14 protein-coding genes are annotated in these 16,722 nt (G+C 40.3%); 10 read left to right on the top strand and 4 right to left on the bottom strand.

Annotated features, from left to right (window positions below; translation table 11 throughout):
* Positions 1–200: 200 nt before the first annotated feature.
* Both uvrB and pepE read right to left on the bottom strand, forming a co-directional pair.
* Positions 201–2,228, bottom strand: coding sequence for an excinuclease ABC subunit UvrB (uvrB, locus tag C0W29_RS06515; protein ID WP_045042838.1), 2,028 nt, complete (start codon positions 2,226–2,228; stop codon positions 201–203).
* Between the two features lie 577 nt (positions 2,229–2,805).
* Positions 2,806–3,543 (bottom strand): dipeptidase PepE, encoded by a 738-nt coding sequence (gene pepE / locus C0W29_RS06510; RefSeq protein ID WP_045042837.1) that lies wholly within the window; start codon positions 3,541–3,543, stop codon positions 2,806–2,808.
* Positions 3,544–3,949: 406 nt separating this feature from the next.
* On the opposite strand from pepE, the gene rsxA reads away from it, so the two are divergent.
* The 7 genes from rsxA (at position 3,950) to nth (ending at position 11,160) form a co-directional block, all read left to right on the top strand.
* Positions 3,950–4,531, top strand: a complete 582-nt coding sequence (gene rsxA / locus C0W29_RS06505) for an electron transport complex subunit RsxA (RefSeq protein WP_036793848.1) — start codon at positions 3,950–3,952, stop codon at positions 4,529–4,531.
* Complete coding sequence (rsxB, locus tag C0W29_RS06500) at positions 4,531–5,115, top strand: electron transport complex subunit RsxB (RefSeq protein WP_036793847.1); 585 nt, start codon at positions 4,531–4,533, stop codon at positions 5,113–5,115. The genes rsxA and rsxB overlap by 1 nt, the downstream gene beginning before the upstream one ends.
* 2 nt (positions 5,116–5,117) lie before the next feature.
* Positions 5,118–7,970, top strand: coding sequence for an electron transport complex subunit RsxC (gene rsxC, locus C0W29_RS06495; RefSeq protein WP_107174130.1), 2,853 nt, complete (start codon positions 5,118–5,120; stop codon positions 7,968–7,970).
* A 2-nt stretch (positions 7,971–7,972) separates the two neighbouring features.
* The gene (rsxD, locus tag C0W29_RS06490; RefSeq protein WP_036793844.1) at positions 7,973–9,019 is read left to right on the top strand and encodes an electron transport complex subunit RsxD; all 1,047 of its coding nucleotides are present in this window, start codon (positions 7,973–7,975) and stop codon (positions 9,017–9,019) included.
* Positions 9,020–9,033: 14 nt separating this feature from the next.
* The gene (rsxG, locus tag C0W29_RS06485; protein ID WP_036796293.1) at positions 9,034–9,666 is read left to right on the top strand and encodes an electron transport complex subunit RsxG; all 633 of its coding nucleotides are present in this window, start codon (positions 9,034–9,036) and stop codon (positions 9,664–9,666) included.
* Between the two features lie 2 nt (positions 9,667–9,668).
* Entirely contained in the window at positions 9,669–10,373 is a 705-nt protein-coding gene (locus C0W29_RS06480; protein ID WP_036793842.1) for an electron transport complex subunit E, read from the top strand.
* 151 nt (positions 10,374–10,524) lie between these two features.
* The gene (gene nth, locus C0W29_RS06475; RefSeq protein ID WP_036793840.1) at positions 10,525–11,160 is read left to right on the top strand and encodes an endonuclease III; all 636 of its coding nucleotides are present in this window, start codon (positions 10,525–10,527) and stop codon (positions 11,158–11,160) included.
* A gap of 91 nt (positions 11,161–11,251) precedes the next feature.
* Here nth and C0W29_RS06470 read toward each other — a convergent pair whose 3' ends face one another.
* A complete protein-coding gene (locus tag C0W29_RS06470; RefSeq protein WP_045042836.1) occupies positions 11,252–11,701 on the bottom strand; it encodes a hypothetical protein in 450 nt (149 codons plus the stop codon).
* Between the two features lie 94 nt (positions 11,702–11,795).
* The gene (gene motY / locus C0W29_RS06465) at positions 11,796–12,692 is read right to left on the bottom strand and encodes a flagellar protein MotY (protein ID WP_052671617.1); all 897 of its coding nucleotides are present in this window, start codon (positions 12,690–12,692) and stop codon (positions 11,796–11,798) included.
* A gap of 202 nt (positions 12,693–12,894) precedes the next feature.
* Here motY and rnt point away from each other — a divergent pair, with 202 nt between their 5' ends.
* The 3 genes from rnt (at position 12,895) to C0W29_RS06450 (ending at position 16,688) form a co-directional block, all read left to right on the top strand.
* Positions 12,895–13,560 carry a ribonuclease T gene (gene rnt / locus C0W29_RS06460; RefSeq protein ID WP_045042835.1) on the top strand — a complete coding sequence of 222 codons (666 nt, stop codon included), beginning with the start codon at positions 12,895–12,897 and terminating at the stop codon, positions 13,558–13,560.
* A 186-nt stretch (positions 13,561–13,746) separates the two neighbouring features.
* Positions 13,747–15,039, top strand: a complete 1,293-nt coding sequence (locus tag C0W29_RS06455; protein WP_052671618.1) for an outer membrane protein transport protein — start codon at positions 13,747–13,749, stop codon at positions 15,037–15,039.
* A gap of 326 nt (positions 15,040–15,365) precedes the next feature.
* A complete protein-coding gene (locus C0W29_RS06450) occupies positions 15,366–16,688 on the top strand; it encodes a Na+/H+ antiporter family protein (RefSeq protein WP_036793829.1) in 1,323 nt (440 codons plus the stop codon).
* Positions 16,689–16,722 lie beyond the last annotated feature (34 nt).

Raw genomic sequence — 16,722 nt, 5'->3', positions numbered from 1 at the left:
TAACTTCACAAAAAAAGCCTAATATATGGACTTAAAAAAGTTGGCACAGAGTATGCATTATTAATAGTGACTCTTATCTTAGGGGTCAACCTAGCCAACTGACGTTGTTTGTGGATTCTTTCACGTAACAATGAAGCCAACCGAACCTCTTTATCGGCTGGCTTTTTTTTTATCTCAACATTCAATCTAAAGACATTTGATTAACTATTAGCAATAAACTGTTGCCTTAATTGATGAATTTTGTCTCGCGTATCAGCAGCTTGTTCAAACTCTAAGTTTTGCGCAAAATCATACATCTGTTTTTCTAAACGCTGAATTTCAAGCTCTAATTGCTGTGGTGTTAATACCGAGTAGGTCCCTTTTGATTCAGCCACTTTGTGTAAATCAGCCGCTTTATTACGTGATTTTGAACGTCCACTTGGTGCACCGAGTTCTAATAAATCACCAATTTTCTTATTCAATTTTTGAGGAATGATATTGTGTTCTAAATTATAAATAATTTGCTTTTCACGACGACGTTGAGTTTCATTAATTGCACGTTCCATGGAGCCAGTAATACGATCACCATATAAAATAGCTTTACCTTCAATATTACGTGCAGCACGCCCCATCGTCTGAATCAAAGATCGTTCTGAGCGTAAAAAGCCTTCTTTATCCGCATCTAAAATAGCCACTAAAGAGACTTCTGGTATATCTAACCCTTCCCGCAAGAGGTTAATCCCCACCAGCACATCAAACTTACCTAAACGTAAATCACGAATAATTTCAACTCGTTCAACGGTATCAATATCAGAATGAAGATAACGCACTTTTACGCCATGTTCGGTTAAATATTCAGTCAGGTCTTCTGACATCCGCTTAGTCAGTGTCGTCACTAATACCCGTTCTTGTTTTGCCGAACGAATATGAATTTCAGATAATAAATCATCAACTTGGGTTGCAACGGGTCTTACTTCAATTTCAGGATCAAGCAAACCTGTCGGACGTACTACTTGCTCTGCAATATCGCCACCCGACTTTTCAATTTCATAATTACCTGGTGTCGCAGAAACATAGATAGTTTGTGGTGCTAAAGACTCAAATTCCTCAAACTTCATTGGTCGATTATCAAGAGCAGAAGGTAATCGAAAACCATATTCAACCAAATTTTCTTTACGCGAACGATCGCCGCGGAACATCGCACCGATTTGAGAAACAGTAACGTGTGATTCATCAATAATTAATAAACCATCAGCGGGAAGATAATCAAACAATGTTGGTGGTGGCTCACCCTCGGTACGCCCACTCAGATAACGTGAATAGTTTTCAATACCAGAACAAAAACCAAGTTCATTCATCATTTCAATATCGAACTGAGTCCGCTGAGAAATACGTTGTTCTTCAACTAATTTATTATTATCCAATAATTGTTGCTTACGCTGGGTTAGCTCTAACTTAATCCCCTCGATAGCGTCTAATATTTTTTCTCTTGGTGTTACATAGTGAGTTTTAGGATAAATCGTTGTACGCGCTAAATTACGTTGAATTATGGCACCGGTAAGCGGATCAAATGATGAAATAACTTCCACTTCACCATCAAACAACTCAAGTCGAATAGCTTCTTTTTCTGATTCTGCCGGAAAAACATCAATGACTTCCCCACGAACACGGAACGTACCACGTTCAAAAACAGCATCATTACGTTTATATTGAAGTTCAGCTAAACGGCGTAGAATATCACGTTGATCAAGCACATCACCTCGACGTACGTGAAGCATCATTTTCAAATAGGATTCAGGATCACCTAAACCATATATAGCGGAAACGGAGGCGATAATAATAACATCACGTCGCTCCATTAATGCTTTCGTTGCTGATAGCCGCATTTGTTCGATATGAGCATTTACCGACGCATCTTTTTCAATAAAAGTATCGGTGGTGGGTACATAAGCTTCAGGTTGATAATAATCGTAATAGGAGACAAAATACTCAACCGCATTATCGGGGAAAAAATCCCTCATTTCGCCATATAACTGCGCAGCTAAGGTTTTATTAGGCGCCATAATAAGAGTGGGACGATTAGCTTGAGCAATGACATTTGCAATCGTAAATGTTTTCCCAGATCCCGTAACCCCAAGCAACGTTTGTTGTGCGAGACCAGAATCTAATCCATCCATTAATTGTTCAATTGCTGTGGGTTGATCACCCGCTGGAGAATAATCAGATACAAGGTTAAACAGCTTACTCATTACATATATCCGTAATAACAATACTGTCTATCATTGTGAGCACCCACTCAATAATGTCAATACTGGTTTGGATAAGTTAGCGCATACTGAAGGTGTGGCTTGTTACACAAAAAACACTTTTTAATTACGTTACATTATTAATATTCAATAGATCTCATCACCTTTATCACCAAATGCGATATTTTTTCTGCTTCTTTAATGGCGTTACCTCATTTATTGAGCAATATTCGTAGTAAAACGTTAATATCATCCACAGCTTTTCCAAAAGCATATCGTCTTTAACATCACTCTACAGATAGCTATTTTCATTCATTATTATTCATAAAATTATATTTATTTCCTCTAATAACACTTTATTAGCGTTACTTATAGAGTCAAGGCTATCATTAGAAACCTTATCAACATCAATCTAAAAAATAACTCACCCCTGTATAGTTATCCACAGAAATTGTGGACAACAGCCAAAAAGCCTTGTCGTTAGGCGCTTCTTAAAAATCAAGTCTTTTTTATCTAAATTAAAAAAAAGCCAGCCAAAATGGCCAGCCTTTTATTTGTATCAATTGTTACCATCGAAAGCTTAGTAATTAAGATCCATTAAGAACTGCACGTCATCTCCTGGTTGGTAATACATTGGTTCATTACCATAGCTGAAGAACTTTAATGGTTTACCGTTAGCTGCATGATAACTAATGTTATTATCCGTTATAGCTAACCATGTACCTTCAGGAATACCTATCACTGGCTCATGTTTATTTACTTCAAGAAACTCTTCAATACGTTCATCACGGGTTTCGCCCATATGACCTTCAACAGATGCTTCTAAGTAATGGGGATTTATTTGGAACGGCACAAAATTTAATGACGATAAAATAGCGCCTGTAACAATTGGCATATCATTCGTTGTACGAATAGTTGGGCAAGCAATATTAGTACCTGCACTCCAACCAATATAGGCCGTACCTTGTTTTAATACCGCTTTACGAATTGGCCCGACTAAACCTAAATCATGTAAGGTTTTATTTAATACCCACGTATTACCACCACTCACAATAATACCGTCAGCTTGTTCGATTGCCGCTACCGGATCATCTGCACGGTGAAGACCTGTCGCGATACAATCAAGTCCTAATTTATCAAATGTTGCTTGAACTAATGCAACACGATCATCATGGCTTGAGCGAATAACAGCATATGGGATCACGACAAAATGCTTAGCTCCTGTACGTTTTACTTGCTCAATAATTGCATCAGCTGCAAATTCCATTACATGGGTATTACCTGCAATTTTACCGTTACTAAGTAATAAAATATCCATTGTTCCATCCTATAACTTATGTTTATTCTTTATACGTGTCATCACGAACACTATTTATATTTAATTCGGTTACATCAAACGCATAATTAGCTAAATTTACAACCGACAAAATCACAATTTAAAAAACTCTAACAAAAAGTAACTCTCAATTGATGACTTTTACCAGCTTGATTACCTAATGAAAACACCAACCACACAATAGCAGCTCAAAACAAACACATTTAATCAACAACTCAATCTTAAAAATAAGGCTAAAATAAGAATTATCATTAACTAAAATCTTATTTTTCAATCAACTAGCAAAATTAAATACTATTAATAGGTAAAACCCTACCCTGGAGGAGTTGTTATAGGGCACACAAAATCAGATAATATAAAGATCTCTTGCAATGATAATGAACTCGGTATGACTGAATACCTGTTACTCCTCATCGGGACAGTGTTGGTTAACAACTTTGTACTCGTTAAATTCTTAGGTTTATGTCCTTTTATGGGCGTGTCTAAGAAACTAGAAACAGCAATAGGAATGGGCTTAGCAACAACATTTGTGCTAACCCTTGCTTCTGTGTGCGCGTATCTTGTCGAAACCTACATTTTGGTACCATTAGGTATCCAATATCTACGTACTCTTAGTTTTATACTCGTGATTGCGGTTGTCGTGCAATTTACCGAAATGGTCGTGCATAAAACTAGCCCAACCCTTTATCGTTTATTGGGTATTTTCCTGCCTTTAATTACCACTAACTGTGCAGTATTGGGTGTCGCTTTATTAAATACCAATGAGCACCATAACTTCATTCAATCCGTTATTTATGGCTTTGGTGCTGCAGTGGGCTTCTCATTGGTATTAGTATTGTTCGCTTCTATGCGTGAACGTATTGCTGCTGCTGATGTACCAGCACCGTTTAAAGGTGCATCGATTGCAATGATCACAGCAGGGCTTATGTCTCTTGCCTTTATGGGCTTTACTGGATTGGTGAAATTGTAATGAGCGGAATCTTAATTGCTGCCATTGTGCTCGCGGTTTTAGCTGCAATATTTGGCATTATTTTAGGTTTTGCTTCAGTACGTTTCAAAGTTGAAGCCGATCCGATTGTTGAGCAAATTGATGCTATTTTACCGCAAACACAATGTGGTCAATGTGGCTATCCTGGTTGTCGCCCTTATGCCGAAGCAATAGCGAATGGTGAAATCATTAATAAATGCCCACCTGGCGGCCAAGCAACCATTGAAAAACTGGCTGATTTGATGGGGGTCGAAGTGCCTCAGGCTTCTGACGAAGTAACCAACAGCATTAAGAAAGTTGCTTTTATTCATGAAGATATGTGTATTGGATGTACTAAGTGTATTCAAGCATGTCCGGTTGATGCAATTGTTGGTGGCACAAAAGCAATGCACACGGTAATAAAAGACGAATGTACAGGCTGCGACCTTTGTGTTTCTCCTTGTCCTACAGACTGTATTGAAATGATCCCAGTTGAAGAAACACCAGATAACTGGAAATGGCAACTCAACCAAATACCGGTTGTTAATATTGCTGCGACAGCGAATGTAGAAAAGGTTAAGCCGTAGTCATGCTCTCAATTATTGAACAAATTAAACAAGGTAAGCTATGGGATTTCCATGGCGGTATTCATCCAGCTGAAAACAAAGAATTGTCAACTAAGCAGCCAATCAAAGCCGCGGGCATTCCTCATGAATTAGTCTTACCTTTAAAACAACATATCGGCTCTCGTGGCGACATTATCGTCAATATCGGTGATCACGTACTGAAAGGTCAACCACTAACGCAAGGTGATATTGCGATGTGTGTGCCTATTCACGCGCCGAGCTCAGGTACTATCACTGCGATAGAGCAACGTACCACCGCTCACCCTTCTGGTTTAACTGATCTAGCTATTGTTATCTCAACCGACAATCAAGATACTTGGTGTCGTGGCAAACAATATCCTGATTATCAAGATCGTGATCCTGCTGAACTTATTGAAGCTATTCGTCTTGCAGGTATTGCAGGCTTAGGCGGCGCAGGTTTTCCTACTGCACGTAAACTTCAAGGTGGTTTAGGTAACGTTGATATTTTAATTATCAATGCAGCTGAATGTGAACCTTATATCACCGCTGATGACAGATTAATGCAAGACTATGCCGATGAGGTCATTGAAGGTATTCGTATTTTACGTCATATCATCGCGCCTAAATTAACCATCATTGGTATTGAAGATAATAAACCTGACGCCATTAAGGCATTAGAAGCCTGTGTCAGCGACGATGATAATATTATTATTCGCGTGATTCCGACCAAATATCCATCAGGCAGCTCCAAACAATTAGTTAAGATCTTAACTGGCCGCGAAGTACCAAGCCAAGCACGTTCAACCTCAATTGGGGTTATTATGCAAAACGTAGGTACCGCTTTTGCTATTAAACGTGCGATTGTGAACGGTGAGCCATTAATTGAACGCGTAGTAACATTAACGGGGGAAGCTTTTAAACAACGCGGCAATGTGTTTGCGTTACTAGGAACCCCAATTGCGTACTTGCTTGAGAAATTTGGCTATCAAGCCGATAAAAAATATCCGCGAGTAATTATTGGTGGCTCATTAATGGGCTTTACTCTGCCACATGCAAATGTCCCAATAACTAAAATTACTAACTGTATTTTAACGCCTAAACGTAAAGAATTACCGTTACATACCTATGAAATGGCTTGTATTCGCTGCTCTGCATGTGCTGATGCTTGCCCTGCTTCATTATTACCGCAACAATTACAATGGTATGCCAAAGATAAAAACTACGACAAATGCGAAGAATATAATTTAAGTGACTGCATTGAATGCGGCGCTTGTGCTTATGTTTGTCCAAGTGAAATTCCGTTAGTACAGTATTACCGCCAAGCTAAAGCTGAAATTTGGGAACGTAAACAAGACGAAATGAGTGCTGAACGTGCTCGGCAGCGTTTCGAAGCCAAGCAACAGCGGATGGAACGCGATAAAGCTGAACGTGAAAACCGCTTTGCTAAAGCAGCAACCGATCGTCGCCAGCAAATGGCAACAACAGGTGGTGACGATGCCGTTGCAGCAGCCATTGCTCGTGTTAAAGCTAAACAAGCAGCCGCAACTGATACTGCACCAGCAGCGGTTAAACCCGCGGTAGCTGCTGCAATAGCGAAAGCAAAAGCCAGACAAGCAGCTTCTGTATCAGACGCAAATACAGTACCAGATAACAGCGAAATGGCAGCACTGCGAAAACAACGTAAACTGCAAGCTCGTGAACAAAAAGCGGCTAAACATGCAGAGTTAATGCAGCAACAAACTGATGCTGATCAACCTGCAGAGCAAGTAACAGATAAAAAAGATGCTGTCGCCGCAGCAGTCGCTCGTGCTAAAGCTCGTAAAGCGGCCCAGCAAGCACAATCAACACCAGATGCTCAGCCTACCGCTGAAGTGAACACTGACGTTGAAAGCGATCCTAAAAAAGCGGCGGTTGCTGCAGCAGTAGCACGCGCTAAAGCCCGTAAAGCGGCTCAGCAAGCACAATTAGCGCCAGACACTCAGCCTACCGCTGAAGTGAACACTGACGTTGAAAGCGATCCTAAAAAAGCCGCGGTCGCCGCAGCAGTCGCTCGTGCTAAAGCTCGTAAAGCGGCCCAGCAAGCACAATCAACACCAGACGCTCAGCCTACAGTTGAAGTGAACACTGACGTTGAAAGCGATCCTAAAAAAGCCGCGGTCGCCGCAGCTGTAGCACGCGCTAAAGCTCGTAAAGCGGCCCAGCAAGCACAATCAGCGCCAGACACTCAGCCTACCGCTGAAGTGAACACTGACGTTGAAAGCGATCCCAAAAAAGCCGCGGTCGCCGCAGCTGTAGCACGCGCTAAAGCTCGTAAAGCGGCCCAGCAAGCACAATCAGCGCCAGACACTCAGCCTACCGCTGAAGTGAACACTGACGTTGAAAGCGATCCTAAAAAAGCCGCGGTCGCAGCAGCAGTGGCACGTGCTAAAGCCCGTAAAGCGGCCCAGCAAGCACAATCAGCGCCAGACACTCAGCCTATAGCTGAAGTGAACACTGACGTTGAAAACGATCCCAAAAAAGCCGCGGTCGCCGCAGCAGTCGCTCGTGCTAAAGCCCGTAAAGCGGCCCAGCAAGCACAATCAGCGCCAGACACTCAGCCTATAGCTGAAGTGAACACTGCCGTTGAAAACGATCCCAAAAAAGCCGCGGTCGCCGCAGCAGTCGCTCGTGCTAAAGCCCGTAAAGCGGCCCAGCAAGCACAATCAGCGCCAGACACTCAGCCTACCGCTGAAATGAACACTGCCGTTGAAAGCGATCCTAAAAAAGCCGCGGTTGCCGCAGCAGTGGCACGCGCTAAAGCCCGTAAAGCTGCCCAGCAAGCGAATAAAGTACAACCTAACATCGAGGAAGAATAATCGTGGCTTTTAATATTGCCAGTTCACCCCATGCACATAACCGTCGTAGTACGAGTGCAATCATGCGTACGGTTATTTTATGTGCGATTTTTGGTGTTATTGCTCAATGCTATTTTTTTGGTCTCGGCACGCTGATCCAAATTGTTTTCGCATCAATATGCGCGATTGTGTTTGAAGCTATTGTATTAAAATTACGCAAGCGTCCATTAGCGCCCTACTTACGTGACAATACCGCATTGTTAACTGGCGTATTGATTGGTATTTCAATTCCACCATTAGCACCATGGTGGATCACCGTGATTGGAGTATTCTTCGCTATCGTGATTGCAAAACACCTCTATGGTGGCATGGGACAAAACTTGTTTAACCCAGCCATGGTTGCTTATGTGGTGTTACTAATATCCTTCCCTGTTCAGATGACAACCTGGTTACCACCAATATCATTAAGTGCTAATCCAGTTACCTTTATGGATAGTCTATCGGCCATTTTCACTGGCTTCACGCCTGATGGTTTCAGCGTCCAACAACTAAAAATGTCAGTCGATGGCTATACGATGGCAACACCATTAGATACGCTAAAAACATCGTTAAAAACAGGTATGACGGTTGCGGAAGCAATGAAGCAACCTGTGTATGGTACGCTGGCTGGTGTAGGTTGGGAGTGGGTTAATATCGGCTTTTTATTAGGTGGTTTACTACTGCTAAAATTACGCGTGATTCAATGGCATATCCCTGTTGCAATGTTAGCGTCATTATTCATTATTAGCAGTATCATCTATGTTATGGATCCAAGTGTTGCAGCCTCACCGTTATTACATATGTTTTCTGGTGCAACTATGCTTGGGGCATTCTTTATTGCAACGGACCCAGTAACTGCATCAACAACCATAAAAGGTCGGCTGATCTTTGGTGCTTTTATCGGGATAATGATCTATCTGATTCGTACTTGGGGCGGCTTCCCTGACGGTGTCGCTTTTGCGGTGTTATTGGGTAACTTATGCGTACCTATTATTGATTACTACACCCGTCCACGCACTTATGGACACTAATAATGAGTATGCCCATGTTTAAATCAATGAAAAAAAACGGTCTGATTCTAGCCGTTTTTGCTTTGCTATCAACAGCACTAGTTTCTCTGACTCACTATTTCACTGCCGATCGTATTTTTGAACAACAGCAGCAACAATTACTGGATACTCTCAACCAAGTTATTCCAGTTACTAGCCATGACAACTTGCTCTATAAAAGCTGTACTTTAGTAAAAAATCTACAATATATCGGCACTAAAACAGCTATGCCTGCTTATATCGCGACTAAAGATGGCAAACCAACAGGGATTGCTATTGAAGGTATTGCACCCGATGGTTATAGCGGTGCGATTAAACTGATTGTCGGACTTGATACGAAAGGCGTTATAACAGGTGTGCGTATTTTAGAACAGCATGAAACACCAGGACTTGGTGATAAAATTGAAACCTCTGTCAGTGATTGGATCTATAGTTTTACTGGTAAACGCGTTAATGGTGCTAATGATCCTAAATTTCATGTACGTAAAGATGGCGGTGAATTTGATCAATTCACAGGCGCGACTATTACCCCGCGTGCTGTTGTAAAAGCCGTGAAAAATATCTCGTTGTACTGGCAAGATAATCAACAGCAAATTCTGAGCCAGCCACTAGACTGTCCGAGTGAGTAATTATGACCACATCCTATAAAGAGTTGATGAAAAATGGCTTATGGTACAACAACCCAACAGTGGTACAACTGTTAGGTTTATGTCCATTATTAGCGGTATCTTCAACTGCAACTAACGCGCTAGGGTTAGGGCTTGCCACTACTATGGTATTGGTAATGTCTAACTTTACTATTTCAGTCATTCGAAAATGGGTGCCGTCAGAAATACGTATTCCTGTATTCGTAATGATCATTGCCTCATTGGTAACCTGCGTGCAGTTATTGATGAATGCGTATGTTTACGGCTTGTATAAGTCATTAGGTATCTTCATTCCTTTGATTGTAACTAACTGTATTATTATCGGTCGAGCTGAAGCCTTTGCATCTAAAAATAAGCCATTACCTGCTGTTTTAGACGGCTTATGGATGGGGCTAGGCATGACATCAGCCCTGTTTTTACTGGGTGCGATGCGTGAGATTTTAAGTAAAGGCTCATTGTTTGATGGTGCAAACCGCTTATTAGGTGATTGGGCATCAGTACTGCATATTCAAATATTTCATTTTGACAGTAGCTTTTTACTGGCGATGTTACCCCCAGGTGCTTTCCTTGGTGTCGGCTTCATGATTGCTGTGAAAAATGTTATTGATAAACATAAAGCCGATAAACAATCAGCGTTAGAACAGCAACAGCCAAAAGTAGAACGTGCTCGTATTACTGATGTTAAGTAATATTGCTGTTGTCATGTACAAATAATAAAACTGGCTTTCGGGCCAGTTTTTACTATTGATATATCTATAATTATAATTGTAACTATTACCGTTCGGTGCTCACCCTCAACAATTATGGTGATATTTACACTACGTTTTGTCAGGAAAGACTATGAATAATCAAAAACGGGTTCAGATATTAGAACGATTACAAGCTGAAAATCCACACCCACAAACTGAACTTCATTGGACAACACCGTTTGAGCTATTAATCTCGGTGTTGCTATCAGCCCAAGCGACTGACGTCAGTGTCAACAAAGCCACAGATAAGCTTTACCCTATCGCTAATACGCCCCAAGCTATCTTTGATCTTGGCGTTGACGGTGTTAAGCAATATATTAAAACCATTGGGTTATTTAATTCTAAAGCTGAAAACGTCATCAAAACTTGTCGTATTTTACTGGATAAACATCAAGGTGAAATTCCTGAAAATCGTGAAGCGTTAGAAGCTTTACCCGGTGTAGGACGTAAGACTGCAAATGTGGTATTAAACACTGCTTTTGGTTGGCCAACAATTGCTGTTGATACCCATATTTTTCGTGTTTGTAATCGCACCAAATTTGCTATGGGCAAAAATGTTGAACAAGTAGAAGAAAAACTTCTAAAAGTAGTACCCGCAGCTTTTAAAGTTGATGTCCACCACTGGCTTATTTTGCATGGACGCTATACTTGTATTGCGCGTAAACCCCGCTGCGGTAGCTGTATTATTGAAGACTTGTGTGAATATAAAGACAAAGTAGAAATCTAAAATTAACACAGTCAGTTAAGAATAATAAATGTCACGACAATAAAAAAGGAGCATCAATATGCTCCTTTTTTTAATATTTATTATCAATCAATTACAATGGCTGACAGTCAATATTAAAGCCGTTTTGTTTACGCTTAGCTGCTAGCTCTGCCGCACCTTTCGCTAACCCTTGTAATAATTCATCACGTTGTTGAGGTGACATTTTTTTACCACTGGCATCTAACGATTGTTGTAATTCTATTTGTGCTTTTTGCTTATCGTCTTGCAAATAACTTTCTTGTGCTAATGCAATATAGGCCATACTTCGTGCTAAAGGCTGACCTTCATGTCCAAGTGCTTGTAATGCGGTAGCTGCCCCTGGCTTACACTGTTGCTGATTCTTTATCGCTTCAGCAACTGGTTTCAAATCAGCTTTAACTACTTTGTTTAACACCTCTTTGGTGGTATCTGTCGCCACTTTTTCAACACCCGTTGTACACATCTTAATGCCAAGAATAGCAACGACAATAATCACGATACCAATTAGCAAACGCTTATTCATACCCAAGTCCTTATTCAATGATTAACCTCATCATCATAAAACGTTATCAGTAATACAATGTCAACGGAGGATTAACATTGCGATAATAAACAACTTATACTTCACTACGTCCTAACGAAATAACGACTCGACGGTTTTGATTGCGACCAACAGGAGTTGCATTATCAGCAATAGGACGCCGCTTACCGTGCGCTTCTACTTGAATTCGGTTTTCAGGCAAGCCTAAGCCTTTAAAGTAACTTTCGATTTTAGCGGCTCGTTGCTCAGATAAACGTAATCCTTCCGTTGTACCCTGTGCTGAATCACTATAGGCAGCCACTAATACTAAATCAATATCATCAGAATAACGCACATAATCCGCAATTTGTGCCAATCGTTTTTGCGACATATTATTCAATTCATCACTGTCAGACTTATAGTGCAAAATAGTAAATGCTATATCGTCAAAGCTAAATGGCATTAAATTATTCAGACATTGACTAAAGAGTTGATATGATTTATTAAAATTCACCGCTGACAAACCAACTTCTAATTGACGCTGCTGCTGCACTGGCCAATTTTTATAGTTAAAAGTAGGGTTACGTCCATTTTCTAATTCAGCTAACATTCTCCATACGGTATTACCTTCAACATAACCATCGAATTGCTTAAAAAACTTTAAATTAACCATCGCATAGGCCGCATCACCTGGCATCCATGATGGTGGCATCGAAGTGAGCTTAACATTACGTGTCGCCCCTAGCTGACGATTCATTTTCAATTCAAAATGAAGGTTTATTTTTTTACTGGAAAAGGCTGAAAATTGCGCATTGCCGTAGCCTGGAATGACATGGTTTAGACGACACTCTAAAGGGCTATCAACAACCAACTGCCACTGTGATTGATTTGGTAATGCTAGATAGTTTTTAGCCACAGCAGTCGGCATTACGCACAGCAGGCTCATCACCAATCCAATTCGTAACCAAGGTGTTAATAATTCAATTGAATTCATTTTATAACCAAACTAAAAGAAGATAATACAACGACGATTACAATGTTATGCCTCTATATCGGCATAAATGATGTGAGCTTTAGACTTCTCTTAAGCTATCCAATTATCGACTCATCAAATCAAACGTCAGTGCTTTAACAGCAATGAAATTAGGTCGTTAATCTGCCATAATATCTAATCCTATTATTTTGACAGCAGTACTATGAGCCAAGATAACCAATTCAATACCTTAAAAAGTCGCTTTCGCGGCTACTTTCCTGTCGTCATTGACGTTGAAACTGCAGGTTTTAATTCAAAAACAGATGCCTTATTAGAAATTTGTGCTGTCACTTTACAAATGGATGAAGATGGCTGGTTAAAGCCGGCAACGACCATTCACTTTCATGTCGCCCCTTTTGAGGGTGCAATTTTACATAAAGAAGCGCTAGAATTTAATGGTATCCGTGACCCATTTAGCCCATTACGCGGTGCGGTATCTGAAGAAGTTGCACTCAAAGAAATTTATAAGCAAATAAGAAAAGAACAAAAAAATACTGACTGTACACGAGCTATCATGGTGGCACATAACGCTACCTTTGATCATAGCTTTGTGATGGCGGCATCAGAACGCGCCAAATTGAAACGCAATCCATTCCATCCGTTTGCGACCTTTGATACCGCAGCATTAAGTGGTTTAGCATTTGGGCAAACAGTACTTGCCAAAGCTTGCCAAACTGCAGAAATTCCATTTGATAATCGTGAAGCACACTCTGCTTTATACGACACTGAACGTACAGCAGAACTATTTTGCAAAATCGTCAACAAATGGAAACAGTTAGGTGGTTGGCCACTGTGCACACCTCAAAATGAAGAGAATAACGCTGAGTAAACGCAGTAACACCTCACTGTAATGACAAGCATAAAAGCCCATCATAAATGGGCTTCTTACCAATAAACAAAATAGCAACAAACACTCATAAAATTTAACACATTACCAATATGGACTTATACTTTCTCTACACAATATTTTTATATTCATACATGGAATATTTTTATTTTGAGAGAGGCAATGTAAATGTTAATAAACAAAACACATCTTACCCTCACAATCATCGCAACCCTTACTTCTCTACACTTACACGCTGCTGGATTTCAATTAAACTCACAATCAGCCACTGGATTAGGACGCGCATTTTCTGGTGATGCGGTTATTGCAGATAATGCATCTGTGATGGCAAAAAACCCAGCCGCCATGACTTTGTTTACCACCCCGGCTTTATCTTTAGGCCTCATTGCTATTAATTCAGATATCAATATTCAAAACACCAGTATCACAACCCCAACACCGGCAGGAATAATGTCATTTCCCGTTGAAAATGCATCTATCGGTGATGTTAGCTATGTACCTAATATTTACTATATCCATCCTGTAAATGAAAATATTGCGCTCGGCGCATCACTCTATTCAAACTTTGGAACCCTAACTAAATTTCCCAATAATTATGGGGGGAATTTACCTGGTACATTGAAAAATAGCGCTGATATTTATGGCGGAACGACAGAAGTTAAAAGTATTAATTTAGGTTTAAGCGCAGCTTATCGGTTTAATACTCAATTTAGTATCGGAGCCGGGATTGATGTTATCTATGGTCACGGTAAATTTACTCGAGGACGTGATTTATCGCCACTGCCTAGTACACTAACAGGTACAACTAATCTCGTAGACATTGACGCTGATGGCTTTGCCGTCGGTTTCAATCTCGGTACGGTGTATGAAATAAACCAGAACCACCGCTTTGGTTTAAGTTACCGCTATAGCCCAACATTAGAAGCTGACGGTGATATCACTTATATTCCTAATGCATCCCAAGGTAAGCCTTTTAATTTAAACAATGAAAAATTGAAAATCCCATTACCTGATATCATCGAGTTTTCAGGCTTCCACCAACTTACAAATAAATTTGCTTTGCATTACAGTATTCAATGGATAGGTTGGGATAGCTTCACCCGTTTAGAGACTACAGGCAATACCACGATTAAAGAATATCAATGGCAAAATGGTTGGCATTATGCCGTTGGTGGAACTTACTCTTTAAATGAAAAATGGGTTCTACGTGCAGGTTATATGTATGATACCAGCGCTCAAGATCAACTAACGTCAATCTCAGTACCAGATTCGGATCGTAATTGGTTTTCCAGTGGTTTCAGTTACCATCTTAATCCACGTGCCAATATCGATTTTGGGATCACTTATTTAACAGGTAAAGATGTTAATGTCACCGAATTGTCTACTGGAGCCCCACAACTGAATGCCACCACCCATGCCGATGCATGGCTATATGGCCTGCAATATAGTCTCACTTTTTAAGTTCTCCTTTTTATACTCTGATTATAAAAGCCGGATGTTAAGCGTAACGTCTGGCTTTTATTTTATAAGTATTTGATAAAAACCGTAAAAGAACGATTATTTTTTAAATAACATCACTTCAACTATAAAGTATTAAAAAATCATTAAAACAACCATAGAGGATTGCTGTCTTAGTGCATTTATTCCTCGACAAATACAAAAAATCAAGCAAACTGTGATTATTGAGATATAGATCTCATTTACCTTATGTTGAATGTTTCATTGATTTTAATAGTAACAACAGAAGCAGCAACACAACCAAACACAACAGACGGATAAAATGTTTTATGAACCCTGTCGTTATAGCAGTATGTATCATGCTTGTACTCGCCTTAATGCGAGTCAATGTTGTGGTCGCACTTACATTTAGTGCCATTATTGGCGGTCTCATCGGTGGTTTATCTCTTACCGATGCTATTTCTGCTTTTGAAGGTGGATTAGGTGGTGGTGCAACAACAGCATTAAGCTACGCCATGTTAGGTGCTTTTGCCGTCGCAATTTCACGTTCAGGCATTACTGATGTCCTTGCTCAAAAAGTTATTAAACGCATCAGCGGCCATGAAAATATCGCGGCGGCTACAGGTGTAAAATATAGCGTTCTTATCATTTTAGTATTGCTTGCCATTTCTTCTCAGAACGTTATCCCTGTCCATATCGCCTTTATTCCGATTGTTATTCCACCGCTATTACATGTCTTTGCCAAGCTTAAACTTGATCGTCGTTTAATTGCCTGTGTATTAACCTTTGGTTTAGTGACACCTTATATGGTATTACCTATCGGTTTTGGTGGAATATTCTTAAATAATATCTTACTTAAAAACTTACATGACAATGGCTTAGATGTTGTCGCAAGCCAAGTGCCTGTAGCAATGATATTACCTGCTTGTGGCATGGTATTCGGTTTATTAACTGCTATTTTTGTAAGCTACCGCAAGCCACGTGAATATTCAGTAGCAAAAATTCTTGCCAGTGAGCCAGAGAAAAAAGTCATCGATATGCGCCATGTTTATGTCGCTATCGGTGCAATTTTTGCTGCATTAGGGGCACAACTTTACAGTGGTTCGATGATTGTCGGTGGTTTAGTCGGTTTTATGGTGTTTACCTTTACTGGCGTTATCAAGTGGAAAGAAACCCACGATGTGTTCACTAAAGGTGTCCACATGATGGCGATGATTGGCTTTATTATGATTGCAGCGGCAGGTTTTGCGGCAGTAATGAAAGCCACCGGTGGCGTTGAAACCTTAGTTAACTCACTTGAAGCAATTATTGGGAACAACAAACCTTTAGCATCATTATTAATGTTAGTCGTAGGTCTATTAGTCACCATGGGGATTGGTTCGTCATTCTCGACTATTCCAATCTTAGCCACGATTTATGTACCATTATGTTTATCTTTTGGTTTCTCACCAATGGCAACCATTGCTATCGTTGGTACTGCTGCAGCCCTTGGTGATGCCGGCTCTCCAGCCTCTGATTCAACCTTAGGTCCAACTTCAGGTCTGAACGCAGATGGTCAACATGATCATATTTGGGATTCTGTAGTACCTACGTTTATCCACTACAACTTGCCATTGATTGCCTTTGGTTGGTTAGCCTCAATGGTTCTATAACTATTTACGGCTAAAAATTAAAACAAAAAAAACC

It is taken from the genome of Photobacterium kishitanii (assembly GCF_003026355.1).
GTDB classification, from domain to species: domain Bacteria; phylum Pseudomonadota; class Gammaproteobacteria; order Enterobacterales; family Vibrionaceae; genus Photobacterium; species Photobacterium kishitanii.
The sequence above is the reverse complement of the archived record's forward strand: the minus strand, read 5'-3'. Positions and strand labels throughout refer to the sequence as shown.